The sequence below is a fragment of the Sphingomonas sp. genome (assembly GCF_036387595.1).
Taxonomy (GTDB): Bacteria; Pseudomonadota; Alphaproteobacteria; order Sphingomonadales; family Sphingomonadaceae; genus Sphingomonas.
Window position 1 is genome coordinate 26,322 of the sequence record NZ_DASVTL010000074.1, and the last position, 20,093, is coordinate 46,414.

The 20,093-nt window shown below is 68.7% G+C and carries 19 protein-coding genes; 10 read left to right on the top strand and 9 right to left on the bottom strand.

The window, feature by feature from the left end; all coding sequences use genetic code 11:
- The first annotated feature begins 115 nt into the window (after nt 1–115).
- Together hisC and VF643_RS06915 are read left to right on the top strand one after the other, a co-directional pair.
- The gene (gene hisC / locus VF643_RS06910) at nt 116–1,207 is read left to right on the top strand and encodes a histidinol-phosphate transaminase (RefSeq protein WP_331042642.1); all 1,092 of its coding nucleotides are present in this window, start codon (nt 116–118) and stop codon (nt 1,205–1,207) included.
- On the top strand, nt 1,207–2,112 hold the full coding sequence (locus tag VF643_RS06915; RefSeq protein WP_331042643.1) for a prephenate/arogenate dehydrogenase family protein: 906 nt from the start codon (nt 1,207–1,209) through the stop codon (nt 2,110–2,112). The genes hisC and VF643_RS06915 overlap by 1 nt, the downstream gene beginning before the upstream one ends.
- A 98-nt stretch (nt 2,113–2,210) precedes the next feature.
- Here VF643_RS06915 and VF643_RS06920 read toward each other — a convergent pair whose 3' ends face one another.
- The 5 genes from VF643_RS06920 to ftsE all read right to left on the bottom strand — a co-directional run bounded on the left by VF643_RS06920 (nt 2,211) and on the right by ftsE (nt 5,791).
- Nucleotides 2,211–2,552: a hypothetical protein gene (locus VF643_RS06920; protein ID WP_331042644.1), complete on the bottom strand. Its 342-nt coding sequence runs from the start codon at nt 2,550–2,552 to the stop codon at nt 2,211–2,213.
- A 399-nt stretch (nt 2,553–2,951) separates the two neighbouring features.
- The gene (locus VF643_RS06925; protein ID WP_331042645.1) at nt 2,952–3,656 is read right to left on the bottom strand and encodes a 1-acyl-sn-glycerol-3-phosphate acyltransferase; all 705 of its coding nucleotides are present in this window, start codon (nt 3,654–3,656) and stop codon (nt 2,952–2,954) included.
- Complete coding sequence (locus tag VF643_RS06930) at nt 3,653–4,189, bottom strand: YdcF family protein (RefSeq protein ID WP_331042646.1); 537 nt, start codon at nt 4,187–4,189, stop codon at nt 3,653–3,655. The genes VF643_RS06925 and VF643_RS06930 overlap by 4 nt, the downstream gene beginning before the upstream one ends.
- A gap of 10 nt (nt 4,190–4,199) precedes the next feature.
- On the bottom strand, nt 4,200–5,075 hold the full coding sequence (locus VF643_RS06935; RefSeq protein WP_331042647.1) for a cell division protein FtsX: 876 nt from the start codon (nt 5,073–5,075) through the stop codon (nt 4,200–4,202).
- Entirely contained in the window at nt 5,072–5,791 is a 720-nt protein-coding gene (gene ftsE, locus VF643_RS06940) for a cell division ATP-binding protein FtsE (RefSeq protein ID WP_331042648.1), read from the bottom strand. The genes VF643_RS06935 and ftsE overlap by 4 nt, the downstream gene beginning before the upstream one ends.
- A 164-nt stretch (nt 5,792–5,955) precedes the next feature.
- Here ftsE and VF643_RS06945 point away from each other — a divergent pair, with 164 nt between their 5' ends.
- Both VF643_RS06945 and ruvA read left to right on the top strand, forming a co-directional pair.
- Nucleotides 5,956–6,732, top strand: a complete 777-nt coding sequence (locus VF643_RS06945; RefSeq protein ID WP_331042649.1) for an MJ0042-type zinc finger domain-containing protein — start codon at nt 5,956–5,958, stop codon at nt 6,730–6,732.
- A gap of 8 nt (nt 6,733–6,740) precedes the next feature.
- Nucleotides 6,741–7,334 (top strand): Holliday junction branch migration protein RuvA, encoded by a 594-nt coding sequence (gene ruvA, locus VF643_RS06950; protein WP_331042650.1) that lies wholly within the window; start codon nt 6,741–6,743, stop codon nt 7,332–7,334.
- Nucleotides 7,335–7,361: 27 nt separating this feature from the next.
- Here ruvA and tldD read toward each other — a convergent pair whose 3' ends face one another.
- On the bottom strand, nt 7,362–8,789 hold the full coding sequence (gene tldD / locus VF643_RS06955) for a metalloprotease TldD (protein ID WP_331042651.1): 1,428 nt from the start codon (nt 8,787–8,789) through the stop codon (nt 7,362–7,364).
- Nucleotides 8,790–8,808: 19 nt separating this feature from the next.
- On the bottom strand, nt 8,809–9,042 hold the full coding sequence (locus VF643_RS06960) for a zinc-finger domain-containing protein (RefSeq protein WP_331042652.1): 234 nt from the start codon (nt 9,040–9,042) through the stop codon (nt 8,809–8,811).
- Between the two features lie 207 nt (nt 9,043–9,249).
- On the opposite strand from VF643_RS06960, the gene VF643_RS06965 reads away from it, so the two are divergent.
- A complete protein-coding gene (locus VF643_RS06965; RefSeq protein WP_331042653.1) occupies nt 9,250–10,179 on the top strand; it encodes an ABC transporter ATP-binding protein in 930 nt (309 codons plus the stop codon).
- 12 nt (nt 10,180–10,191) lie between these two features.
- Here the strand turns inward: VF643_RS06965 and VF643_RS06970 are convergent, their stop codons facing one another.
- Nucleotides 10,192–10,656 (bottom strand): TM2 domain-containing protein, encoded by a 465-nt coding sequence (locus VF643_RS06970; protein WP_331042654.1) that lies wholly within the window; start codon nt 10,654–10,656, stop codon nt 10,192–10,194.
- Nucleotides 10,657–10,767: 111 nt separating this feature from the next.
- Between VF643_RS06970 and nadB the strand changes: the two genes are divergently transcribed.
- From nadB to VF643_RS06995, 5 genes are all read left to right on the top strand, one after another.
- Nucleotides 10,768–12,342, top strand: coding sequence for an L-aspartate oxidase (nadB, locus tag VF643_RS06975; RefSeq protein ID WP_331042655.1), 1,575 nt, complete (start codon nt 10,768–10,770; stop codon nt 12,340–12,342).
- A 120-nt stretch (nt 12,343–12,462) separates the two neighbouring features.
- A complete protein-coding gene (locus VF643_RS06980) occupies nt 12,463–13,569 on the top strand; it encodes a serine hydrolase (RefSeq protein ID WP_331042656.1) in 1,107 nt (368 codons plus the stop codon).
- Between the two features lie 213 nt (nt 13,570–13,782).
- A complete protein-coding gene (locus VF643_RS06985) occupies nt 13,783–14,007 on the top strand; it encodes a hypothetical protein (RefSeq protein ID WP_331042657.1) in 225 nt (74 codons plus the stop codon).
- Between the two features lie 108 nt (nt 14,008–14,115).
- A complete protein-coding gene (gene polA / locus VF643_RS06990; RefSeq protein WP_331042658.1) occupies nt 14,116–16,872 on the top strand; it encodes a DNA polymerase I in 2,757 nt (918 codons plus the stop codon).
- 130 nt (nt 16,873–17,002) lie between these two features.
- Nucleotides 17,003–18,514 carry a lipopolysaccharide biosynthesis protein gene (locus VF643_RS06995; RefSeq protein WP_331042659.1) on the top strand — a complete coding sequence of 504 codons (1,512 nt, stop codon included), beginning with the start codon at nt 17,003–17,005 and terminating at the stop codon, nt 18,512–18,514.
- 1 nt (nt 18,515) lies between these two features.
- On the opposite strand, the gene purH is transcribed toward VF643_RS06995, so the two are convergent.
- Nucleotides 18,516–20,081 carry a bifunctional phosphoribosylaminoimidazolecarboxamide formyltransferase/IMP cyclohydrolase gene (gene purH / locus VF643_RS07000; RefSeq protein WP_331042660.1) on the bottom strand — a complete coding sequence of 522 codons (1,566 nt, stop codon included), beginning with the start codon at nt 20,079–20,081 and terminating at the stop codon, nt 18,516–18,518.
- Nucleotides 20,082–20,093: the final 12 nt, after the last annotated feature.

Genomic DNA, 20,093 nt, shown 5'->3' on the forward strand with positions numbered 1-20,093 from the left:
GCGGGAGAGGGAGGGAGCGCCGAAGGCGCGGAAGGGTGAGGGCGGCGGCCCTCGGGGCAGATCATCAGCATGTCCGCGTTGGCAATCGCCCCCTTCCCCCGCTACACCCCGCCCCATGACAGCCCCCGCGCCAAAGCCCTGGATTCAGGCGATCGCCCCCTATGTCCCCGGCCGTTCGACGACCGACGACGGGCGCGTCGTCGCCAAGCTGTCGTCGAACGAAAACCCGCTCGGCACCAGCGCGGCCGCGGTCGCCGCCTTCGACGCCGCCGATCGCACGCTGGCGCGCTATCCCGATGCGAGTGCCGCGGACATGCGCGCCGCGATCGGTGCCGCCCACGGCCTCGACCCCGACCGGATCATCTACGGCACCGGTTCGGACGAACTGCTCCACCTGGCGGCCGGCGCCTATGCCGGGGTCGGCGACGAGGTGATCCACGTCCGCTACGGCTTTGCGGTCTACGACATCGCCACCCGGCGCGTCGGCGCCACCCCCATCGTGGTGCCGGCCCGCGATTACGCGACCGATGTCGACGCGATCCTGGCGGCGGTGACGGAGCGTACCCGCGTCGTCTTCGTCGCCAATCCCAACAACCCCACGGGCACGTTCGCCCCCCGCGCGGAAATCGCGCGGCTGCACGCCGGATTGCCGCGCGACGTGCTGCTCGTCCTCGATCAGGCCTATGCCGAATATCTCGAGCCGCACGAAGACGACGCCGGCCTCGCGCTGGCGATGACCGAGGCCAATGTGCTCGTCACCCGCACCTTCTCCAAAATCCACGGGCTGGCGGCGGAACGGATCGGCTGGGGCTATGCGCACCCGCAAGTGATCGACGCGCTCCACCGCATCCGCGCACCCTTCAACGTCACCACGGCGGGCCAGGCCGCCGCCATCGCCGCGATCGGCGACACCGCGTTCGTCGACGCAACCCGTGCGCACAACACACGCTGGCGGGCGTGGTTCGAGGGCGAGGTCGCCGCGCTCGGCAACGCCGGCTTGCGCGCTATCCCATCCAAGGCGAACTTCGTGTTGATCGTCTTCGAAGGCAAGCTGACCGCCGAGGCCGCCTACAAGGGCCTGATGGACGCCGGCTATATCGTCCGCTGGCTCCCCGGACAGGGCCTGCCGCAGGCCTTGCGCATCACCATCGGCACCGAGGAGGAGACCCGCGGCGTCGCCGCCGCCCTGCGCGCCTTGGCCGCCTGATGCTGCCCTTCGCGCGCGTCGCGGTGATCGGGCTGGGGCTGATCGGCTCGTCGGTCGCGCGTGCGGTGCGGGAGACGATGCCGACGGTGCGGCTGTCGGGCCATGACGCCGATCCGGCGGTGCGCGACACCGCCCTGCGCCTCGAATTGTGCGACGATATCGCCGACACCGCCGGCGCCGCGGTGATCGACGCCGACCTCGTCGTCCTGTGCGTCCCCGTCGGCGCGATCGGTGCGGTCGCCGCCGGCTTCGCCGCCGATTTGCCCGCCGAGGCGATCGTCACCGATGTCGGCAGCTGCAAGGCCGAGGTCGCCCGCGCGCTCGCCGCCGCGCTGCCCGGCGTCTCGGTCGTCCCCGCGCACCCGGTCGCGGGCACCGAGCGCAGTGGCCCCGAAGCCGGTTTCGCCACCCTCTTCCGCCACCGCTGGTGCATCCTCACGCCCGTAGCGGGCACCCCGGAGGTCGCGGTCGCGCGCGTGGCGGAATTCTGGCGCCGGCTGGGTGCCGAGGTGGAGCGGATGGACCCCGATCATCACGACCGCGTGCTGGCGATCACCAGCCATTTGCCGCACCTCATCGCCTACACCATCGTCGGCACCGCCAGCGACCTGGAGGAAGTGACGCAGAGCGAGGTCATCAAATACAGTGCCGGCGGCTTCCGCGACTTCACCCGCATCGCCGCGTCCGACCCGACGATGTGGCGCGACGTGTTCCTGACCAACCGCGAGGCGGTGCTGGAGATGCTCCAGCGCTTCTCCGAGGATCTGAGCCACCTCCAGCGCGCGATCCGCTGGGGCAAGGGCGACGAACTCTTCGACCTCTTCACCCGAACCCGCGCGGTCCGCCGCTCGATCGTGGAGCAGGGCCAGGACGATGCGAGGGAAGATTTCGGGCGGTCGCACTGAGGCGACTGGAACGCGCGCTGACAGCGAACGCGTGCCGGTGTCAGAACCGTTCGGTTTTGACACCACCACTGATACGATCGATTTCGCTGAGCAGACCCTTACGGTTCATTAGCGGCCCATTCGCGATGCTGTTCCGCCATGCTTTCTCGCGCCCACTCATCAAGCGAGAAGAAAATGGCTGCTACCGGCCATGTCGGGTCGGGTTCCTCGCCGCAGCTCCATGTGAGGTGGACTTCAGCTAACTGCCCGTTTGGTATTTGGAATAGGGCGTCATCTGTATCGAAGCGACGTGCAACGAGGGTGGCGGTCGTGCCCCGCAAAACGTGTTGAGGGCCTACCTCCCGCGCTAGCTGGCGTTCCCATGCTGAACAATATTCGACCTTCTTCTGTTCAGGCCAGTCCAAGTCGGTGATCGCGACCCAGGGTTCTAGCCAGTCCATACCAATTCTCCTTCAACGCTGGAGATTAGCTTGGTGAGCAGCACCCAGCCACCCTCGCCGTCTCGTGGTGTCAAAACCGGTCGGTTTCGACACCGGCATCCCACCCATGCTTTTCGGCGGCTCCCAAGGTGTCACACCCCAAGGTCAGAGCCGCCGCTGCCGATGACGCTGGCGGCGTCTTCTCAGCGGCTCCCGGCAAAAGCGTACATCGCCTCTGTCCTACAAAGCTCAACCCCGGCATGGTGGCGAAGGGTCACGCCCATGCTCTTTGAACATCGATGCAGAAAAGAACCGGCGCGCCCATCCGCGGCGCGTCCTGCGCCACCCGCCGCGCGGCGATTCACCTGGGTAGGATTCGACTTTCCAGTGACCTTCCGCGACCGCAGTCTACCCGCGCGGTCAGGACTGCCCCCTCGCAGGCGCATCCAGCACGTTGATCGCGCGGTGCACCCGCGCCTCGATCTCCGCGCGGGGCAGCCCGGGCAGAATCGCTTCGCCGAAGCGGAACGTCACCACGCCCGCGCGCTTGGCACCGCGCTTGGGCAACAGCCGCCCGCTGTCCACCGCGATCGGCACCGTCGGCAACGCCAGCATGCGGTATAGCCCCGCAAAGCCGGGTTTGAGCGGTGGCTGCTCGCCCGGCGTCACCCGCGTCCCTTCGGGAAAGATCAGGATCGAGCGCCCCTGTGCCTTTGCCGCATTCGCCTCGCGCAGCATCCGCCGGAGTGCGCCCGACGACCCTTCGCGGTCGACGACCAGCGCGCCATAACTGCGCGCCGCCCAGCCCCAGGCCGGGATGCGCGCCAGTTCCTCCTTGATCGCCATCGCCGGCCCGTCGAGCATCCATTGCAGTTCCAGCGTCTCGAACATCGCCTGGTGCTTGCTCGCATACAGCGCCGGCCCGGCGGGCCGCTCGCCCTCGATGCGGATGCGGATGCCCAGGAATATACGCGCCGCCCAGTGATGGAAGCGCGTCCACACCACGGCATGCGCCATCACCACGCGCTGGCCGAACAGCGCGGAGATCGGCACCGTCGTCACGATCGGCACCGAACCGGCGTAGAAGACGATGCGAAAAAGGGTGGTGCGAATCCAGTCGATCATCCGCCGATCCCGAACCACAAAGCCACGCGCCGCAACAGCCATTTGTCATATTCGTTGACGAGCGTGCCCAGCCGGGGCGTGCCCCCCACCCCGTCGCCCAGCACGATCACGCCGGGGCCGAGCGCGGCGGTCAACTCCATCCTTGCGCGCGGCAGATGCCAATCGGAAGTCACCAGGCGGACGCTGCGAAAGCGGTGGCGGCGTACCCAGGCGGCGGTCTCCTCGGCATTGGAGCGCGTATCGACTGCCTCGCGGCCCAGATCGACGCAGCATGCGAATACGCGCGCCGGCACGCGGTACGTGCGTGCCAGATCGGCCGGCCGCACGCCCGCGCCGACGCCGGTAACCAGCATCCGCCGCGCCTGCCTGGCTCGCAGCAGTGCCAGGCCACGGTCTATCCGCCCCGCCCCCCCGGTGGGCACGACGATCGCGTCGGTCGTGTTCGGCTTCAACGCGCCCGGCAGCGCGAGCATGAACGCCGCAAAACCCAGCGCCCAGCCGATCCCCAGCATCGCCAGCAGCCGGACGATCACCGGATGCCCCTCACAGGGTCGCACTCAGGGCACGCGTCACCGACACGCGCGCCGCCACCATACCCAGCATGACGAAGCAGAACGGCAGGGTGGCCACCAGGCCCCAATCGACCGGCGTCAGCGCGACCTGCCCCAACAGGTCAGACCCCAGCGCCGAAACCCGCGCGCCGAGGATCGCCGCCACGACCAGCGCCGCCACGCCCCCGCAAGCACCGCCGATCGCCGCGTCGATCGCGATCCGCCGTTGAAAAAGCCGGGCGACCTGAACGTCGGTCGATCCCAGCATGTGCATGACCTCGATGGTCGCACGGTGCGCCTCCAGCCCGGCGCGCACGGCCAGCACGACGACGACCGCGGTGGCGCTCGCCATCAGCACGACGACGGCCGCGGCCAGCCATGTCAGCGTGCGCATGAAGCCGCCGACCGGCGACATCCACGCCGCCTGCGCATCGACCCGCGCCGAGGGGCTGCGCGCACGCACCAGCGCCTCGACGCTCGCGCGAGCGCCACCGTCTGCCAGCTCCACGTCGATCATCGCGGGCACCGGCAGGTCGGGATCGGCGCCCTCGCTGCCCAGCCACGGACTGAGCAGCCGCGTCATGGTCGCGCGATCGACCGGTGCGGCACGCTGCACCTGCGGGCGCGTCCGCAGTTCCGCAGCGATTCCGGCGGCGGTCGCGTCGCGCGTCGCGGCATCGCCCGCGACGATCTGCACCGTCAGCTTGCCGGCCAGCCCGCGATCGAGCGACCGCGCCGCGCCTGCGGTGGCCAGCCCCAATGCGGCCGCCAGCATCGTCAGGAACACCATGATCGCCATCACCCACGTCATCGCGCGGACCCCGCCGGCTTCGTCGAGCACGCGGCGATCGGCGGGCGCGGCCCTCATCGCGCGCCCGCGGTTTCGGCGCGTGCGGGGGGATAGCGCAGCGCACCCGTCGGATCGAGCAGCCGGCCGTGATCGAGCCGCATCATCTGGGCGTGCGGAATGCTGCCGATCAGGTGCAGGTCGTGGGTCGCGACCACCACCGTGGTGCCCAGCCGGTTGAGCGTATCGAACAGGTGGAGCAGCCGTTCGGCCATGTCGGGATCGACGTTGCCGGTCGGCTCGTCGGCGACCAGGATTTCGGGCCGCGCGATCACCGCGCGCGCGATCGCCACCCGCTGCTGCTCGCCGCCCGACAGGGTTGCCGGCCGCGCATCGGCCCGCTGCGACAGCCCGACCCAGGCGAGCATCTCGCGCACCGGCTGGACGATGTCTGCCTCGGCCACCCCCGCCACGCGCAGCGGAAGCGCGACATTGTCGGCCACCGACAGATGCGGCACCAACCGAAAGTCCTGGAACACCACCCCGATCCGCCGCCGAAAGCCGGGGAGGCGTTCGCGCGGCAGCAGCACCATGTCCTCGCCGAACAGCCGGACGACCCCACGGCTCGGTCGCTGCGCCAGATAGAGCAGTTTCAGCAGCGACGTCTTGCCCGCGCCGCTTGCCCCGGTGAGGAAATAGAAGGCGCCGCTCCCCAGCGTGAAGCTGACGTCGGACAGAGTCTCGTCCCCGGTGCCGTAGCGCAGGCCGACATTCTCGAACTGGACGATGCTCGCCATGGCCGACCCGCTTCGCACAGGAAGCGTGCCCGCGACAAGCATCGCCGCATTGGCCATCCCGCTTGCAACCGCATGCGCCGCCGTGCTTAGTCGCGGTCGGCGCTGCATCGTGCGACGACCGGCGTGAAGCGAAGACGTGATCCTGGCCCGATGATCCCTGCTCGATGATCCTAGAATGCCCCGAATGCAGCACGCGCTACCTCGTGCCCGACAGCGCCATCGGGATGGAGGGGCGAACGGTGCGTTGCGCCACGTGCCGGCACAGCTGGTTCCAGGCGCCGGTCCCCATCGAACTGCCTGCCACGCAAGGTCGACCTCAGAACCCGGCCGAAGAGCCGGACAGCGTGCCGGATGCCGATGCTGACGACGGGTTCGACGATACCGCCGCCGAACCTGCCCCCACCCGATCTTCCTCGCCGGCCTCCGTACCGCCTCCCCCGCTCCCGGCCTTTCCGCCGACCGCCGACCCGGCCGAATACGATGCCTTCGCACACCAGCCGCCTTTCCGCCCGCGCCGAAACCTGGCGCGGCGCCGGACCTGGGCGGCGGTCGTCGCCGGGCTGCTGATGCTCGCCGCAGTCGCGGCCATCCTGTGGCTTGGCGCGCCGGGGTTGGCCTCCCGCATCGGTCTGTCGAGCAACACCGAATCACCGCTGCGGCTGAAGGACAATCCGATCGAACGCCGCGAACTGGAGAACGGCTCCGAACTGTTCGCGGTCAGCGGCCAGGTGACGAACCCGTCCTCCTCGCGCCAGCGGGTGCCCGACATCCGGGCCGAACTGCGCGACGCCCAGGGTCGCCTGGTCTATGGCTGGACGATCACGCCCGAACGCCGGATGCTGGCGCCCGGCGGCAGCATCGACTTCAATTCCGCCAAGCTCGACGTGCCCTCCAATTCCAAACGCCTGGAACTCAGCTTCGCCGGCGAAGACGCGCGCTAGACCAGTCGATGATCGCGCACCTGAAAGGCCGCCTCGAGTCGACGGGCATCGACCATGCGGTGATCGACGTCGGCGGCATCGGCTATCTGGTCGGCGCCTCGTCGCGAACCCTGGCTGCACTCGGAGCCATCGGCGAAGCGGCGATGCTCCATACCGAGATGCTGGTGGCCGAGGATTCGATCCGCCTCGTCGGCTTCGCGCACGCGGCCGAACGCGACTGGTTCCGGCTGCTCACCGGCGTGCAGGGCGTCGGCGCGCGGGTGGCGCTGGCGATCCTCTCGACGCTGGAACCGGCTGATCTGTCGCGCGCGGTGGCGAGCGGGGACAAGGCGATGGTCGCGCGCGCCAATGGCGTCGGGCCGAAGCTGGCGGCGCGCATCGTGCTGGAACTCAAGGACCGCGTCGGCGGCATCGCACTGCCCACCGCCAGCGGCCTTCCCGCCCCTTCGGGCGCTGGCGCCGACGCGGTGTCCGCCCTGCTCAACCTCGGCTTCCGCCCCGCCGACGCCGCGACGGCGGTCGCCGCGGCAGAGGAGGAACTGGGCGCCGCCGCCACGCTCGACGCGCTGGTGCGCCTCGCGCTGAGGAAAGCGGCGAAATAAGAGAGACTTCAGGCCGGCAGCTTGACGTCAAACCGCCGTGCCGCCCACCGTCAGCCCCTCGACCAGCAATGTCGGCTGGCCGACGCCCGCGGGCACGCTCTGCCCGCCCTTGCCGCACACGCCGATGCCCTCGTCGAGCGCGAAGTCGTCGCCGATGCCGGTCACCTTGGTCAGCACCGTCGGCCCGTCGCCGATCAGCGTCGCGCCCTTGATCGGCGCGCCGATGCGGCCGTCCTCGATCCGGTATGCCTCGGTGCAGCTGAAGACGAACTTGCCCGACACGATATCCACCTGCCCGCCACCAAAGCTCTTGGCGAAGATGCCGCGCTTCACCCGGCTCAGCAGCTCGGCGGGGTCATCGCGCCCGGCCTTCATGAAGGTATTGGTCATCCGCGGCATCGGCGCGTGCGCGAAGCTCTCGCGGCGGCCGTTGCCGGTCGCGGCGACGCCCATCAGCCGGGCGTTGAGCCGGTCCTGCATATAGCCCTTGAGGATACCGTCCTCGATCAGGATCGTCTCGGAGGTCGGCGTGCCCTCGTCGTCGATGCTCAGCGATCCGCGGCGGTCCTGGATCGAACCGTCGTCGACGATCGTGATGCCGGGCGCCGCCACCCGCTCGCCGATCCGGCCCGAGAAGGCGCTGGTGCCCTTGCGGTTGAAATCGCCCTCCAGGCCGTGGCCGATCGCCTCGTGGAGCAGCACGCCGGGCCAGCCGGGGCCGAGCAGCACCGTCATCTCGCCCGCCGGCGCCGCGACCGATTCCAGGTTCACCAGTCCTTGCGCCAGCGCCTCGTCGATGCCGCGGTTCCACACCGCGGCGTCCATCAGCCGGTCGTAGAGATAGCGCCCGCCGATACCGAAATTGCCCGTCTCGCGCCGCCCGTTCTGTTCGACCACGACCGAGATGTTGAGCCGCACCAGCGGTCGCACGTCGGTCGCCACAAAGCCGTCGGGGCGGACGATCTCGACGACGCTCCACGTGCCCGAGAGGCCCACCGACACCTGCACGACGCGCGGATCGCGCGCCCGCGCCGCGGCGTCGATCGTCTGGCACAAATTCACCTTCTCGGCGAAGGGCACCAGGTCGAGCGGGTCGGCATCGGTATAGAGGTGGCGGTTGTTGCCCTGCGGCGGCGCGGCCTTGGGCGTGGTGCTCGGGTCGATCAGCGCCATCGTCTCGGCGGCGCGCGTGATCGCCGCTTCGCTCAGTTCGTTGGCATGCGCGAAGGCGGTCGTCTCCCCCGAAACCGCGCGCAGGCCGAATCCGGCATTGGTATCGTAGCTCGCGGTCTTCAGCCGCCCGTCGTCGAAGCCGAACGCCTCGGCCTTGCGATATTGCAGATAGAGTTCGCCGTCGTCGGCCCTGGCCAGCGCCTGTGCGGTCAGGCGCTGCGCCGCCGCCGGGTCCAGCGTGTAGCGGTAGAGGAACGAGCGGGGGTCTGCATGGATCGTCATGCAAGCGGATATAGGCGCCTCAGCGGCCCGCGCCATCCCCGTGATCGCGCAAGTCGGACTGATCCACACCGTCGGCGGCACCACCGATCAGCACGAAGCGCCGGTCGCAATAGCCGCAATCGACATAGCCGGCCTCGGCCATCTGCAACCACACCCGGGGATGCCCCAGCGCGGCGCCGCCGGGGATGTCGGTCGCCCCGTCGCAGGCGACGCGGGCGTGGGTGACGCGGATGACTTCGGGTGGCGGCTGCATGGGAGAGCGATAGCAAGCGCGCCTTCCGTCTTCAATCCTCCGCGCGAGCGGGGAGGGGGACCATGCGAAGCATGGTGGAGGGGGTTTTCCGCGAGGGTGATCGCCTGCGGCGAACCCCCTCCACCACGCCGCAATGCGTCGCGGTCCCCCTCCCCGTGCCGGGGAGGAATAGGTTGCGCCCGGACGCCAGCGGCCTATTTCCCCGCCATGACCCAGGCAGCCATCCAGATCGACTCCGTCAGCAAGACCTATGCCGGCGGCAAGCAGGCGCTCGACGGCGTGACGTTCGACGTGCCGCAGGGTTCGATCTTCGGGCTGCTCGGGCCGAACGGCGCGGGGAAATCGACGCTCATCAACATTCTCGCCGGGCTGGTGAACAAGACCGGCGGCACCGCGTCGATCTGGGGCTTCGACATCGACGCGCACCCCCGCAATGCAAAGGCGGCGATCGGCATCGTCAATCAGGAAATCCTTTTCGATCCGTTCTTCACGCCGATCGAGACGCTGGAGATCCAGGCCGGACTCTACGGCGTGGCGAAGAAGGACCGTCGCAGCCTCGAACTGCTGCGCGCGGTGCATCTGGAGGACAAGGCCAATGCCTATGCCCGCACGCTGTCGGGCGGCATGAAGCGGCGGCTGATGGTGGCCAAAGCGATGGTCCATACGCCCCCGGTGCTGGTCCTCGACGAGCCGACCGCGGGCGTCGATATCGAACTGCGCCAGCAATTATGGTCCTACGTCAAGGAACTAAACGCCGGTGGGGTGACGGTCGTGCTGACCACCCATTATCTCGAAGAAGCCGAAACCCTGTGCGATCGCATCGCGATCATCAACCACGGCCGCCTGATCGCCAACGAACCAACCCGCGAACTGGTCGGCAAGGCGCAGGAAAAGGTCGTCGCGGTCACCGTCGACCGCGACGTAGCCGCGGTCCCCGAGAACGTGTGTTTCCAGAAGATCGTGCTGAAGGGCGATCGCACCCTGGAGATTACCTATGCCAAGGACCGGGTGAACGCCGGCGAAGTGCTGGCCGCGGTGCAAGGCTCGGGTTTCGGCATCGTCGACGTCTCGACGCGCGAGGCCGATCTGGAGGATGTCTTCCTGAGCCTCACCCGCGCCGCGAACGCGACGGCCTAGGGGCGCGGCGGCCTAGGCGCGCGGCCTGCGCGCATAGCGGTGGGCGAACTCCTCGTCGGACATGACGAGATAGCGGATCATGTCGATCAGCGCCCAAGGCCCGCTGATGAGGACGCCGATGATGGTCAGGCTCAGCACCAGCATCAGGATGCCCGATCCGGTCCGCCCGAGGTAGAAGCGGTGCACCCCCAGCGTGCCGATGAAGAACGCCAGCAACGCCGCGACCAGCTTGTTGCGGTCGCTGCTCGCCGCGCGCGCGGCCGGCACCGCATCCTGCCGCACCGGCATCGCGCCGGGGACCGGATAGATGCTGCGCGCCCGCGTCTCATCGGATTCGAAATCGACCTGCAGCCCGATCGCGGGTTCGCCGCGGTTCGCCCAATCCTCCGGCCGGAAGGTGTAGCGCCGCCCGTCGTCGCCCGCGACCAGCCCGTCGCCGGTCCGCGTATCGACCCCCAGAATCTGTCCCCGCATCATCCCGTCCCCGCTATCCTGGCCGCTTCTTGGCAAGCGCAAGTTGGCGAGGCAACGGCGAAGTCGCGCAACGCGGGCTGTCGCGCACCGCCGGACCTGTGCAATGGAGCGGCGATGAACTCCGACGTCCTCATCATCGGCTCCGGCGCCGCGGGTCTCACCGCCGCGCTCAACCTCGCCGACCGCTTCCGCGTCACCGTGCTGGCTAAGGGTGCGCTCAACGAAGGCTCGACCGCCTGGGCGCAGGGTGGGATTGCGGCGGTGCTGGAGGCGGGCGACACGTTCGAGAATCACGTCGAGGACACGATGGTCGCCGGCGCGGGGCTGAACGATCGCGCGATCGTCGAATTCGTCGTCGAGGGCGCCCCCGCCGCGATCGAGCGGCTGACGAAGCTCGGCGTCCCCTTCGCGACCGAGGGAGACGCGCTCCACCTGACCCGCGAAGGCGGGCATTCGCACCGCCGCATCGTCCACGTCGCCGACGCGACCGGCTGGGCGGTGCAGGAGGCGTTGCAAAAGGCGGCCGAGGCGCATCCCAACATCACGCTCGTCCCCGATCAGGTCGCGATCGACCTGGCGACCGCGCGCCACGAGGAGCGATACTCCGGCGCGGGCAACGTCTGGGGCGTCTATGCGGTCGATCGCACATCGGGCCGGGTGTCGCTCTACACCGCGCGCGCGACGATCCTGGCGACCGGTGGCGCGGGGCGGACCTATCTGTTCTCCACGGCACCACGCGGCGCCACCGGAGACGGCATCGCGATGGCGTGGCGCGCAGGCGCGCGCGTCTCGAACATGGAATTCATGCAATTCCACCCGACCTGCCTCTATCATCTGGAGGTCAAGAACTTCCTGATTACCGAGGCGGTGCGCGGCGAGGGCGGGCATTTGCGCAACCCGAAGACCGGCCACCGCTTCATGCCCGATCTCGATCCCCGCGCCGAACTGGCGCCGCGCGACGTGGTGGCGCGCGCCATCGACGCCGAGATCAAGCGCGACGGCCTGGATTACGTCCACCTCGACATCAGCCACATGCCCGCCGATTTCATCCGCGGCCACTTTCCCAACATCCACGAAAAACTGCTGGGGCTGGGCATCGACATGACCCGCGGCCCCATCCCGGTGGTGCCCGCCCAGCATTATACCTGTGGCGGCGTCATGGTGGACCGCGACGGGCGCACCGATCTGCCCGGCCTGTATGCGGCGGGCGAATGCACCCAATCGGGGCTGCACGGCGCCAACCGGCTGGCGTCCAACTCCTTGCTCGAATGCTTCGTCTTCGGCGAGGCCGCGGCGCGCAGCATCGCTGAACGCTGGGACGATCTGCCCCCCGTCCCTCCGATCCGCGACTGGGACGAAAGCCGCGTCACCGATTCGGACGAAGAGGTCGTCATCAAGCAGAACTGGACCGAGATTCGCCGGTTCATGTGGAATTACGTCGGCATCGTCCGCACGACCAAGCGCCTCCAGCGCGCCGCACACCGCATCCGCCTCCTCACCAGCGAGGTCGAGGATTATTACGGCCATTTCCGCGTCACCCCGGACCTGATCGAACTGCGCAACCTCCTCCAGACCGCCGATCTGATCGTCCGCTCCGCGCTCCACCGCAAGGAAAGCCGCGGGCTTCATTTCACGCTCGATTACCCCGAGACGCGCCCGGAAGCGGTCGACACGATCCTCGTTCCCTGACCGCGACTCGATCGGTCGCGGATCGCGGGCACTTCGTCGCACCGCAGCATGGCGGCGGTTTCGCCCCGACGAACCGGGCCTATGCTTGGCGCATAACAATTCAGGCGACGTTTCAACCGCATGCGCTTCACCGGCCGTTCCTGCCTTCTCGGCCTGACCCTAGCGCTTGCCGCCTGCATCCCTTCACGCCCGAGCGGTTCGGGGCGCACCCCCGAGCGTGTCGACCAGGTCGTCGTCTCGATCCCGCTGCCGCCGGTGACCGCCAAGCCCGTCCGCCCCGCGCCCGCCCCCCTGGAAGCGGCGGTGGATCGGCTGTGGCGCGGCTTCGACGGGATCAGCGGCATCGCGGTGCGCGCGGTCGATGAGGGCTGGTCGGTCGAGCGCGGGGGCCGCCGCCGCCTGCCCCAGCAATCGGTCAGCAAATTGTGGGTCGCGATCACCCTGCTCGACCTGCGCGATTCCGGACGTGCCAAGCTCGACGAGCCGATCACCGTCCGCCCCGAAGACCTTACCCTTTTCCACCAGCCGATCGCGTATCTGGTCAAGGGCGAGGGGTTCCAGACGACGGTGGGCGGCCTGCTCGATCGTGCGCTGACCCATTCGGACAATACCGCCAACGACCGGTTGCTCACCTATGTCGGCGGCCCGTCGGCGGTGCGCGCGATGATCGCGGCCAAGCGGCTGGGCGACATCCGCTTCGGTCCGGGTGAGCGGCTGCTCCAGTCGAAGACGGCGGGACTGATCTGGCAGCCGTCGTTCGCGATCGGCAATGGGTTCGAGATCGCGCGCTCTCGGCTCGATCCAGCCGCCCGCGCCGCCGCGCTCGACGCCTATATCGCCGATCCGCCCGACGGCGCGGCACCCGTGGCGATCGCCGATGCCCTCGCCCGGCTGGCGCGCGGTGAGCTGTTGTCGGAAACCTCGACCCGCTATCTGCTCGACACGATGGGCCGCTCAGTCACCGGCCGCGCCCGCCTGCGCGCCGCGCTTCCCGCCGGCTGGAAGATCGCGCACAAGACCGGCACCGGCCAGGACCTGGGCAGCCGCAACGCCGGCTTCAACGACGTCGGCCTGCTCACCGCGCCCGATGGCCGCCGCTACACGATCGCGGTGATGATCGGCGACACCCGCCGCCCGACCCGCGAACGCCAGCAGTTGATCCAGGGCGTCGCCGCTGCCGTGGCGGCGTATGGCGTAGGGGGGACGGACAGCGCGGCGGCGAACTGAGCGTCAGCGTGGCGCCGCTGTCCGCAACGCCACGCTCGGGATCCAGTCCGATCTCCAGATCGCGTTCACCCAGCGTGAACTTCACCGCCCCCAGGAAGCCGCGAAGCACTCGTAATCCCCGCCGCGCCTTTTCCTTGGCCGCGTCTACCATGCTGAGCGCGAAAAGCAGGTTGCGGACGGCGGCAGCAGCAACTCGGGCAACGACTTGCCCTCATGCGCTTCGACGAACGCCGTCCGGAAATTCAACGCGTCGGCCATAGCCCTGATACGGACCAGCAGCACGGTCTTGCCGACGCCGCGAAGTCCGACAAGGATCAGACTTTGGGTCGCACGGCGAAGCGCCACACGCTGCAGCGCTACGTCGGCCTGATCGAGCAAGAGGGCACGCCCCGCCAGTTCGGACGGCGGTTACCTGCGCCTGGCGCAAAGGGGTTGTGAACGGGATCCATGCCGGGTTTATCCATTTTTACCTGGATCGGAGCAAAATTGGATAAACTCGTTCAATGGCGTGTAAACCGGTATGAGCGCTGCTAGACCCGCGCCACGATGCCCCATCTCTATCTCGTCGACGGCTCCGGCTATATCTTCCGCGCCTATCATCGCCTGCCGCCGCTCACCAACAAGCATGGCGAGCCGGTCGGCGCGGTCTATGGCTATACCACGATGCTGTGGAAGCTGGCCGACGAGCTGCACGCCGCAGATGGCCCGACGCATATGGCGGTCATCCTCGACAAATCGTCGCAGACCTTCCGCAACGATCTCTACGACCAGTACAAGGCGCACCGGCCGCCGCCGCCGCCCGATCTCGTCCCGCAATTCCCGATGATCCGCGACGCCACCCGCGCCTTTTCGCTGCCGTGCATCGAGACCGAGGGGCTGGAGGCCGACGACATCATCGCCTGCTATGCCAAGGCCGCGCTGGCGCAGGGGTGGCAGGTGACGATCGTCAGTTCCGACAAGGACTTGATGCAGTTGATCGAGCCCGGTCTCGACCTGTACGACACGATGAACAACCGCCGCCTCGGCGCGGATCATGTCGCGGAAAAGTTCTTCGGCATCGCGCCGGCGCAATTGGGCGACGTGCTGGCGCTGATGGGGGACAGCGTCGACAACGTCCCCGGCGTCCCCGGCGTCGGGCCGAAGACCGCGGCCAAGCTGATCCTCGAACACGGCGACCTCGAAGCGGTGCTCGCCGCCGCGCCCGCGATGAAGCCGGGCAAATTGCGTGACAATCTGATCGAGCACGCGGGGATGGCGCGGCTCAGCCGCGAACTGGTCGAACTGAAATGCGACGTCGCGCTGCCCGAGCCGCTCGACGAGCTGGAGATGCAGGGCATCCCCGACGCGCCGCTACGCGCGTTCCTGGAACATCACGGCTTCCGCTCGCTGCTGACCAAGCTGGGGCAGGTCGCCGATGCGCCCGTGCCCGCGCCCGCCAGCGTGCCGTTCGAGGAAGATCCGCCGTGCGAGCATGATGCCTATGAGACATTGGTCGATGTCGAAGCGCTCGACCGCTGGATCGCGGCGGCGCATCATCAGGGCTGGATCGCGATCGACACCGAGACGACCGGGGTCGATGCCACCCGCGCCGAACTGGTCGGCATCAGCCTGGCGCTCGCCGCCAACCGCGCCTGCTATCTGCCGCTGGCGCATGGCGGCACCGACCTGCTCGCCGAGACGCCGGTGCAGATCGACCGCGCCACCGCGCTCGCCCGGCTGAAGCCGCTGTTCGAAGACCCGTCGGTGCTCAAGATCGGCCACAATCTGAAATACGACATGGTCGTGCTCGGCCGGGCCGGGCTGGCGGTCGCGCCGCACGACGACACGATCGTGATGAGCTTCGATCTCGATGCCGGGCTCCACGGCCACGGCATGGACGAACTCGCCGCCACCCACCTCTCGCACAGCTGCATCGCGTTCAAGGACGTGGTCGGCACCGGCAAGACGCAGCGCGGTTTCCACGAAATCGACCTGAAGGCCGCGACCCGCTACGCCGCCGAGGATGCCGACGTGACGCTGCGGCTGTGGAAACGCTTCAAGGCGCGACTGCCGAACGAACAGGCGACGCGCGTCTACGAGATGGTCGATCGCCCGCTCGTGCCCGTCATCGCCGCGATGGAGACGCATGGGATCAAGGTGGACGCCGGGAAGCTGGCCGCGCTCTCCGCCGATTTCACCACCCGCATCGCCGCGCTGGATATCGAGATTCACGCGCTCGCCGGCGGCCCGTTCACGATCGGCAGCCCCAAGCAATTGGGCGACGTGCTGTTCGAGCGGCTGGGAATCAAGGGCGGGCGCAAGGGCAAGTCCGGCGTCTATTCCACCGACGTCACCGAACTGGAACGGATCGCGGCGGATAAGGACTCGCCCGGCGCGGTGATCGCGGCGCGGGTGCTCGACTGGCGCCAGCTGACCAAGCTCAAGAACACCTATACCGATGCGTTACAGCAGCAGATCAATCCGGCGACCGGCCGCGTCCACACGTCGTACAGCCTGACCGGCGCACAGACCGGGCGGCTGTCCTCGACCGATCCCAATCTGCAGAACATCCCTATCCGCACCGAGATCGGTCGCCAGATCCGCGACGCCTTCGTCGCCGAACCCGGCAGGGTGATCCTCTCGGCCGATTATTCGCAGATCGAACTGCGCCTGGCCGCACACATGGCCGACGTGCCGCAGCTGCGCGAGGCCTTTGCGCAGGGGCACGACATCCACAGCCTGACCGCGCAGGAGCTGTTCGGCGAGGTCAACCGCAACACCCGCGGCCGCGCCAAGACGATCAACTTCGCGATCCTCTACGGCATCAGCCGCTGGGGGCTGGCCGGGCGGCTCGATGTCAGCGCCGACGAGGCGCAGGCGATGATCGACCGCTATTTCGAACGCTTCCCCGGCATCAACCGCTACATCGCCGAGACGCTGGAGGAGGTGCGCGCGCGCGGCTTCACCACGACGCTGTTCGGGCGCAAGACCCATTTCCCGCGGCTGAAATCCAAGGTCCAGCACGAGCGCCAGGGGGCAGAGCGCGCCGCGATCAACGCGCCGATCCAGGGCACCTGCGCCGACATCATCAAGCGCGCGATGGTGCGAATGACGCCTGCCTTGGTCGAAGCGGGGCTGCCGGACGTGCGCATGCTGCTCCAGGTCCATGACGAACTCGTCTTCGAACTGCCGGAGGGCGATGTCGATGCTGCGCGGCCGGTGATCGAACGCGTGATGGCGACGGCCGCCGAACCTGTCGTCACGCTTACCGTTCCACTCGGGGTCGAGATCGGCACGGGTGCAAGCTGGGGCGCGGCGCATTGAATTCGACTTCCGGTCCACCCTCACCCTTCCGGCGCTACGCGCCTCCCTCCCTCTCCCGGCGGGAGAGGGAAGGGGCCCGCTCGCCGCAGGCGAGTGGGAAGGGTGAGGGTGATCGCACCGTAATCGCACCGTGACCGCATCCACCCAGGACATCGACCAGCTCGCCAAGGGCGGGCGCACCAACATCGCCGGCTTCGCGCTGCGGCTGCTCGCGCGCATCCCGTTCCTCTTCATCGCAGGACGCATCTACGGGCCGGACCTCGTCGGCCGCTTCGCGCTCGCGGTCGTCGTCGTCGAACTCGCTGCGCTGGTGGCCACGCTCGGGCTCAAGCGCGGGCTGGCGCAGGCGCTGTCCAAGGCCGATCGCCCGCACGTCTGCGTGGTCTGGGATGCGATGGCGGTCGCCTTCTTCGCCGCGCTGGCGGCCAGCGCCTTCCTCTCCGCCTTCCCGCAGATCATGTATCCGAACTCGCCCATCACCGGGCTGGACCGCTGGCTGCCGATCATCATCGTCGCCAGCGCCTGGAGCGACGTGGCGCTCGCCGCGCTCGCCTATCGCCGCAACGTGAAGGCCGCGGTGACCGCGCGCGCGGTGGTCGAGCCATGGACGATCTCGATCGCGGCCTGGGTCTTCTCCTATTTCACGATCCGCGACGGCCTGGTTCTCTCCTATGTCGCGTCGATGATCGCGGCGCTGATCGCCAGCATGGTGCCGTTCGTGCGCAGCTACGGCCTGCCTTATGGCTGGTCGCCGCATTTGCGCCCGCTGCTGGCGCTGGCGCGAACCAACGTGCCGCTGGCGGGGGCGGACGCGCTGGAATGGGGCACGCGCAACGTCGATCGCTTCATTCTGGGCGTGCTGTTCGAGCCGCGGATCGTCGGCATCTATTACATGGCGCAGCAGGTCGCGTCGCTGCCACAGAAGCTCAAGACCAGCTTCGACCCGATCCTGGGACCGGTCATCACCGAAGCCCTGGCGCGTGATGACAGGCCCGCGATCGCCAACCAGGTGCGTCAGGTCGCCTTCTGGATCATCGCCGCGCAACTGGGCCTCGCGCTGATGGGGTCGATTCCCGGCGAAGCGGTGATGGGCGTCGTCGGGCCGCAGTTCGTCGCAGGGACCGCGGCACTCGCCTTCCTGCTCACCGCAGAGGCGCTGGCCTCGACCGGTGCGGTGTCGGAAACCGCGCTCGTTTATATGGCACGCCACCGCAATCTGATGATTTCCGGCGCGATGCTGACGTTCCAGGTCGTGCTGTCGTTCGTGCTGGTGCTGGCGATTCGGCAACTCGGCTGGCCGCGCGAGTGGCAGGCGGCGGGGCCGGCGTTCGCGCTGATGCTGTCGCTCGGGCTGACGTCGGTGCTCAAGGCCCGGCTGCTCGCGGGCCTGCTCGCCACCTCGGTCTCGCCGCTGCGCTGGCCGATCGTTTGGGCAGTGCTCGCCGCGATCGTCGTGGGCGGTGCCTTCACCGCCCTGCCCAGGCGTCTGGAATGGGTCGAGCTGGTAATCGGCGTGCCCGCGATCGCCGCGGTCTATTGCCTGATCCTGTGGCGCTACGCCTTCGGCCCCGCCGACCGGGCGCTGTTCGTCAAGGCGCCCACCACCGCCGCCCTGCCGCAGGAAGGCAGCGCGACCGCCTAGCTCAGTGCCGGAAGTGGCGCATGCCGGTGAACACCATGGCCAGCCCCGCCGCATCGGCCGCGGCGATAACCTCGGCATCGCGGATTGACCCGCCGGGCTGGATCACCGCCGTCGCGCCGGCCTCCACCGCCGCCATCAGCCCGTCGGCAAAGGGGAAGAACGCGTCCGACGCCACCGCCGAGCCGATGGTCCGCACCGCGTCCCACCCCGCTTTCTCCGCAGCGTCACGCGCCTTCCACGCCGCGATCCGCGCCGATTCCAGCCGGTTCATCTGCCCCGCACCGACGCCCGCGGTCGCGCCGTCCTTCGCATAGACGATGGCGTTCGACTTCACATGCTTGGCGACCACCCAGGCGAAGCGCAGGTCGGCCATTTCGCGCTCGGTCGGGCTGCGCTTCGTCACCACGGTCAGTTCACCCAAAGCGCCATCGTCGCGCGACTGGACCAGCAAGCCGCCGGCAATCGACTTGATCGCCAGGCCGGTGCGCGCCGCATCGGGCAGCGCGCCGGTCAAGAGCAGGCGTACGTTCTTCTTCGTCGCGAACACCGCCCGCGCCTCTGCGTCGGCATCGGGGGCAACGACGAGTTCGGTGAAGATCGCAGCGATCGCCTCTGCCGTCGGACCATCCAGGGATTGGTTCAGCGCCACGATCCCGCCGAACGCCGACACGCTGTCGCACGCGAATGCCGCGCGATAGGCTTCGATCAGCGTCGGCGCGCTCGCCACGCCGCACGGGTTGGCGTGCTTGACGATCACCACCGTCGGCGCCGCATCGCGGAACTCGGCCAGCAACTCCAGCGCGGCATCGGCGTCGTTCAGATTGTTGTAGCTCAGCGCCTTGCCCTGAACCTGGGTTGCCTGTGCGATGCCGCGCGCCGCCGGCCCCTGCGGCAAATACAGCGCCGCGGCCTGATGCGGATTCTCGCCGTATCGCAAGGTCTCACCGCGGGTGAACGCCAGCGGCAGCGTCGCGGGGAACCGCTCGCCCTGATCGGCGAAGGCGAACCATTGTGCGATCGCCGAATCGTAGGATGCGGTCGCCGCGAATGCCTTGGCGGCGAGCCGCTTGCGCACCTCCAGTGTCGTCGATCCCGCGGCCACCAGCGGATAATCGGCCGGGTCGGTGAGACACGCGACATAGGCGTGGTTCTTGGCCGCCGATCGCACCATCGACGGCCCGCCGATGTCGATGTTCTCGACCACCTCGGCGCGCCCCGCACCCTTCGCCACGGTCGCGGCGAAGGGATAGAGATTGACGACCACCAGGTCGATTGCGCCGATCCCGTGCGCCGCCATCGCGGCGGTATGACCCGCATCATCGCGCACGCTCAACAGCCCGCCATGGATCATCGGGTGCAGCGTCTTGACCCGCCCGTCCATCATTTCGGCGAAGCCGGTGACCTCGGCGACGTCGCGCACCGCCAGCCCCGCCTCGCGCAGCACCTTGGCGGTGCCGCCGGTGGAGATCAGCTCCGCGCCCTGCGCCGCCAATCCACGCGCGAGTTCGACGACACCGGTCTTGTCGGACACGGAAAGCAGGGCGCGGCGGATGGCGATGTCGGTCATGGCCGTGCCGCT

Excerpts from the sequence above, each read along its gene's own strand:
- VF643_RS06980 (WP_331042656.1), top strand. The coding sequence starts at position 12,463 with ATGCGCTTCACCGGCCGTTCCTGCCTTCTCGGCCTGACCCTAGCGCTT.
- VF643_RS06970 (WP_331042654.1), bottom strand. The coding sequence starts at position 10,656 with ATGATGCGGGGACAGATTCTGGGGGTCGATACGCGGACCGGCGACGGG.
- VF643_RS06920 (WP_331042644.1), bottom strand. The coding sequence starts at position 2,552 with ATGGACTGGCTAGAACCCTGGGTCGCGATCACCGACTTGGACTGGCCT.
- tldD (WP_331042651.1), bottom strand. The coding sequence starts at position 8,789 with ATGACGATCCATGCAGACCCCCGCTCGTTCCTCTACCGCTACACGCTG.
- purH (WP_331042660.1), bottom strand. The coding sequence starts at position 20,081 with ATGACCGACATCGCCATCCGCCGCGCCCTGCTTTCCGTGTCCGACAAG.
- VF643_RS06945 (WP_331042649.1), top strand. The coding sequence starts at position 5,956 with ATGATCCTAGAATGCCCCGAATGCAGCACGCGCTACCTCGTGCCCGAC.
- VF643_RS06985 (WP_331042657.1), top strand. The coding sequence starts at position 13,783 with ATGCGCTTCGACGAACGCCGTCCGGAAATTCAACGCGTCGGCCATAGC.
- VF643_RS06935 (WP_331042647.1), bottom strand. The coding sequence starts at position 5,075 with ATGAGGGCCGCGCCCGCCGATCGCCGCGTGCTCGACGAAGCCGGCGGG.
- nadB (WP_331042655.1), top strand. The coding sequence starts at position 10,768 with ATGAACTCCGACGTCCTCATCATCGGCTCCGGCGCCGCGGGTCTCACC.
- VF643_RS06925 (WP_331042645.1), bottom strand. The coding sequence starts at position 3,656 with ATGATCGACTGGATTCGCACCACCCTTTTTCGCATCGTCTTCTACGCC.
- hisC (WP_331042642.1), top strand. The coding sequence starts at position 116 with ATGACAGCCCCCGCGCCAAAGCCCTGGATTCAGGCGATCGCCCCCTAT.
- VF643_RS06915 (WP_331042643.1), top strand. The coding sequence starts at position 1,207 with ATGCTGCCCTTCGCGCGCGTCGCGGTGATCGGGCTGGGGCTGATCGGC.
- ftsE (WP_331042648.1), bottom strand. The coding sequence starts at position 5,791 with ATGGCGAGCATCGTCCAGTTCGAGAATGTCGGCCTGCGCTACGGCACC.
- VF643_RS06965 (WP_331042653.1), top strand. The coding sequence starts at position 9,250 with ATGACCCAGGCAGCCATCCAGATCGACTCCGTCAGCAAGACCTATGCC.
- VF643_RS06960 (WP_331042652.1), bottom strand. The coding sequence starts at position 9,042 with ATGCAGCCGCCACCCGAAGTCATCCGCGTCACCCACGCCCGCGTCGCC.
- polA (WP_331042658.1), top strand. The coding sequence starts at position 14,116 with ATGCCCCATCTCTATCTCGTCGACGGCTCCGGCTATATCTTCCGCGCC.
- ruvA (WP_331042650.1), top strand. The coding sequence starts at position 6,741 with ATGATCGCGCACCTGAAAGGCCGCCTCGAGTCGACGGGCATCGACCAT.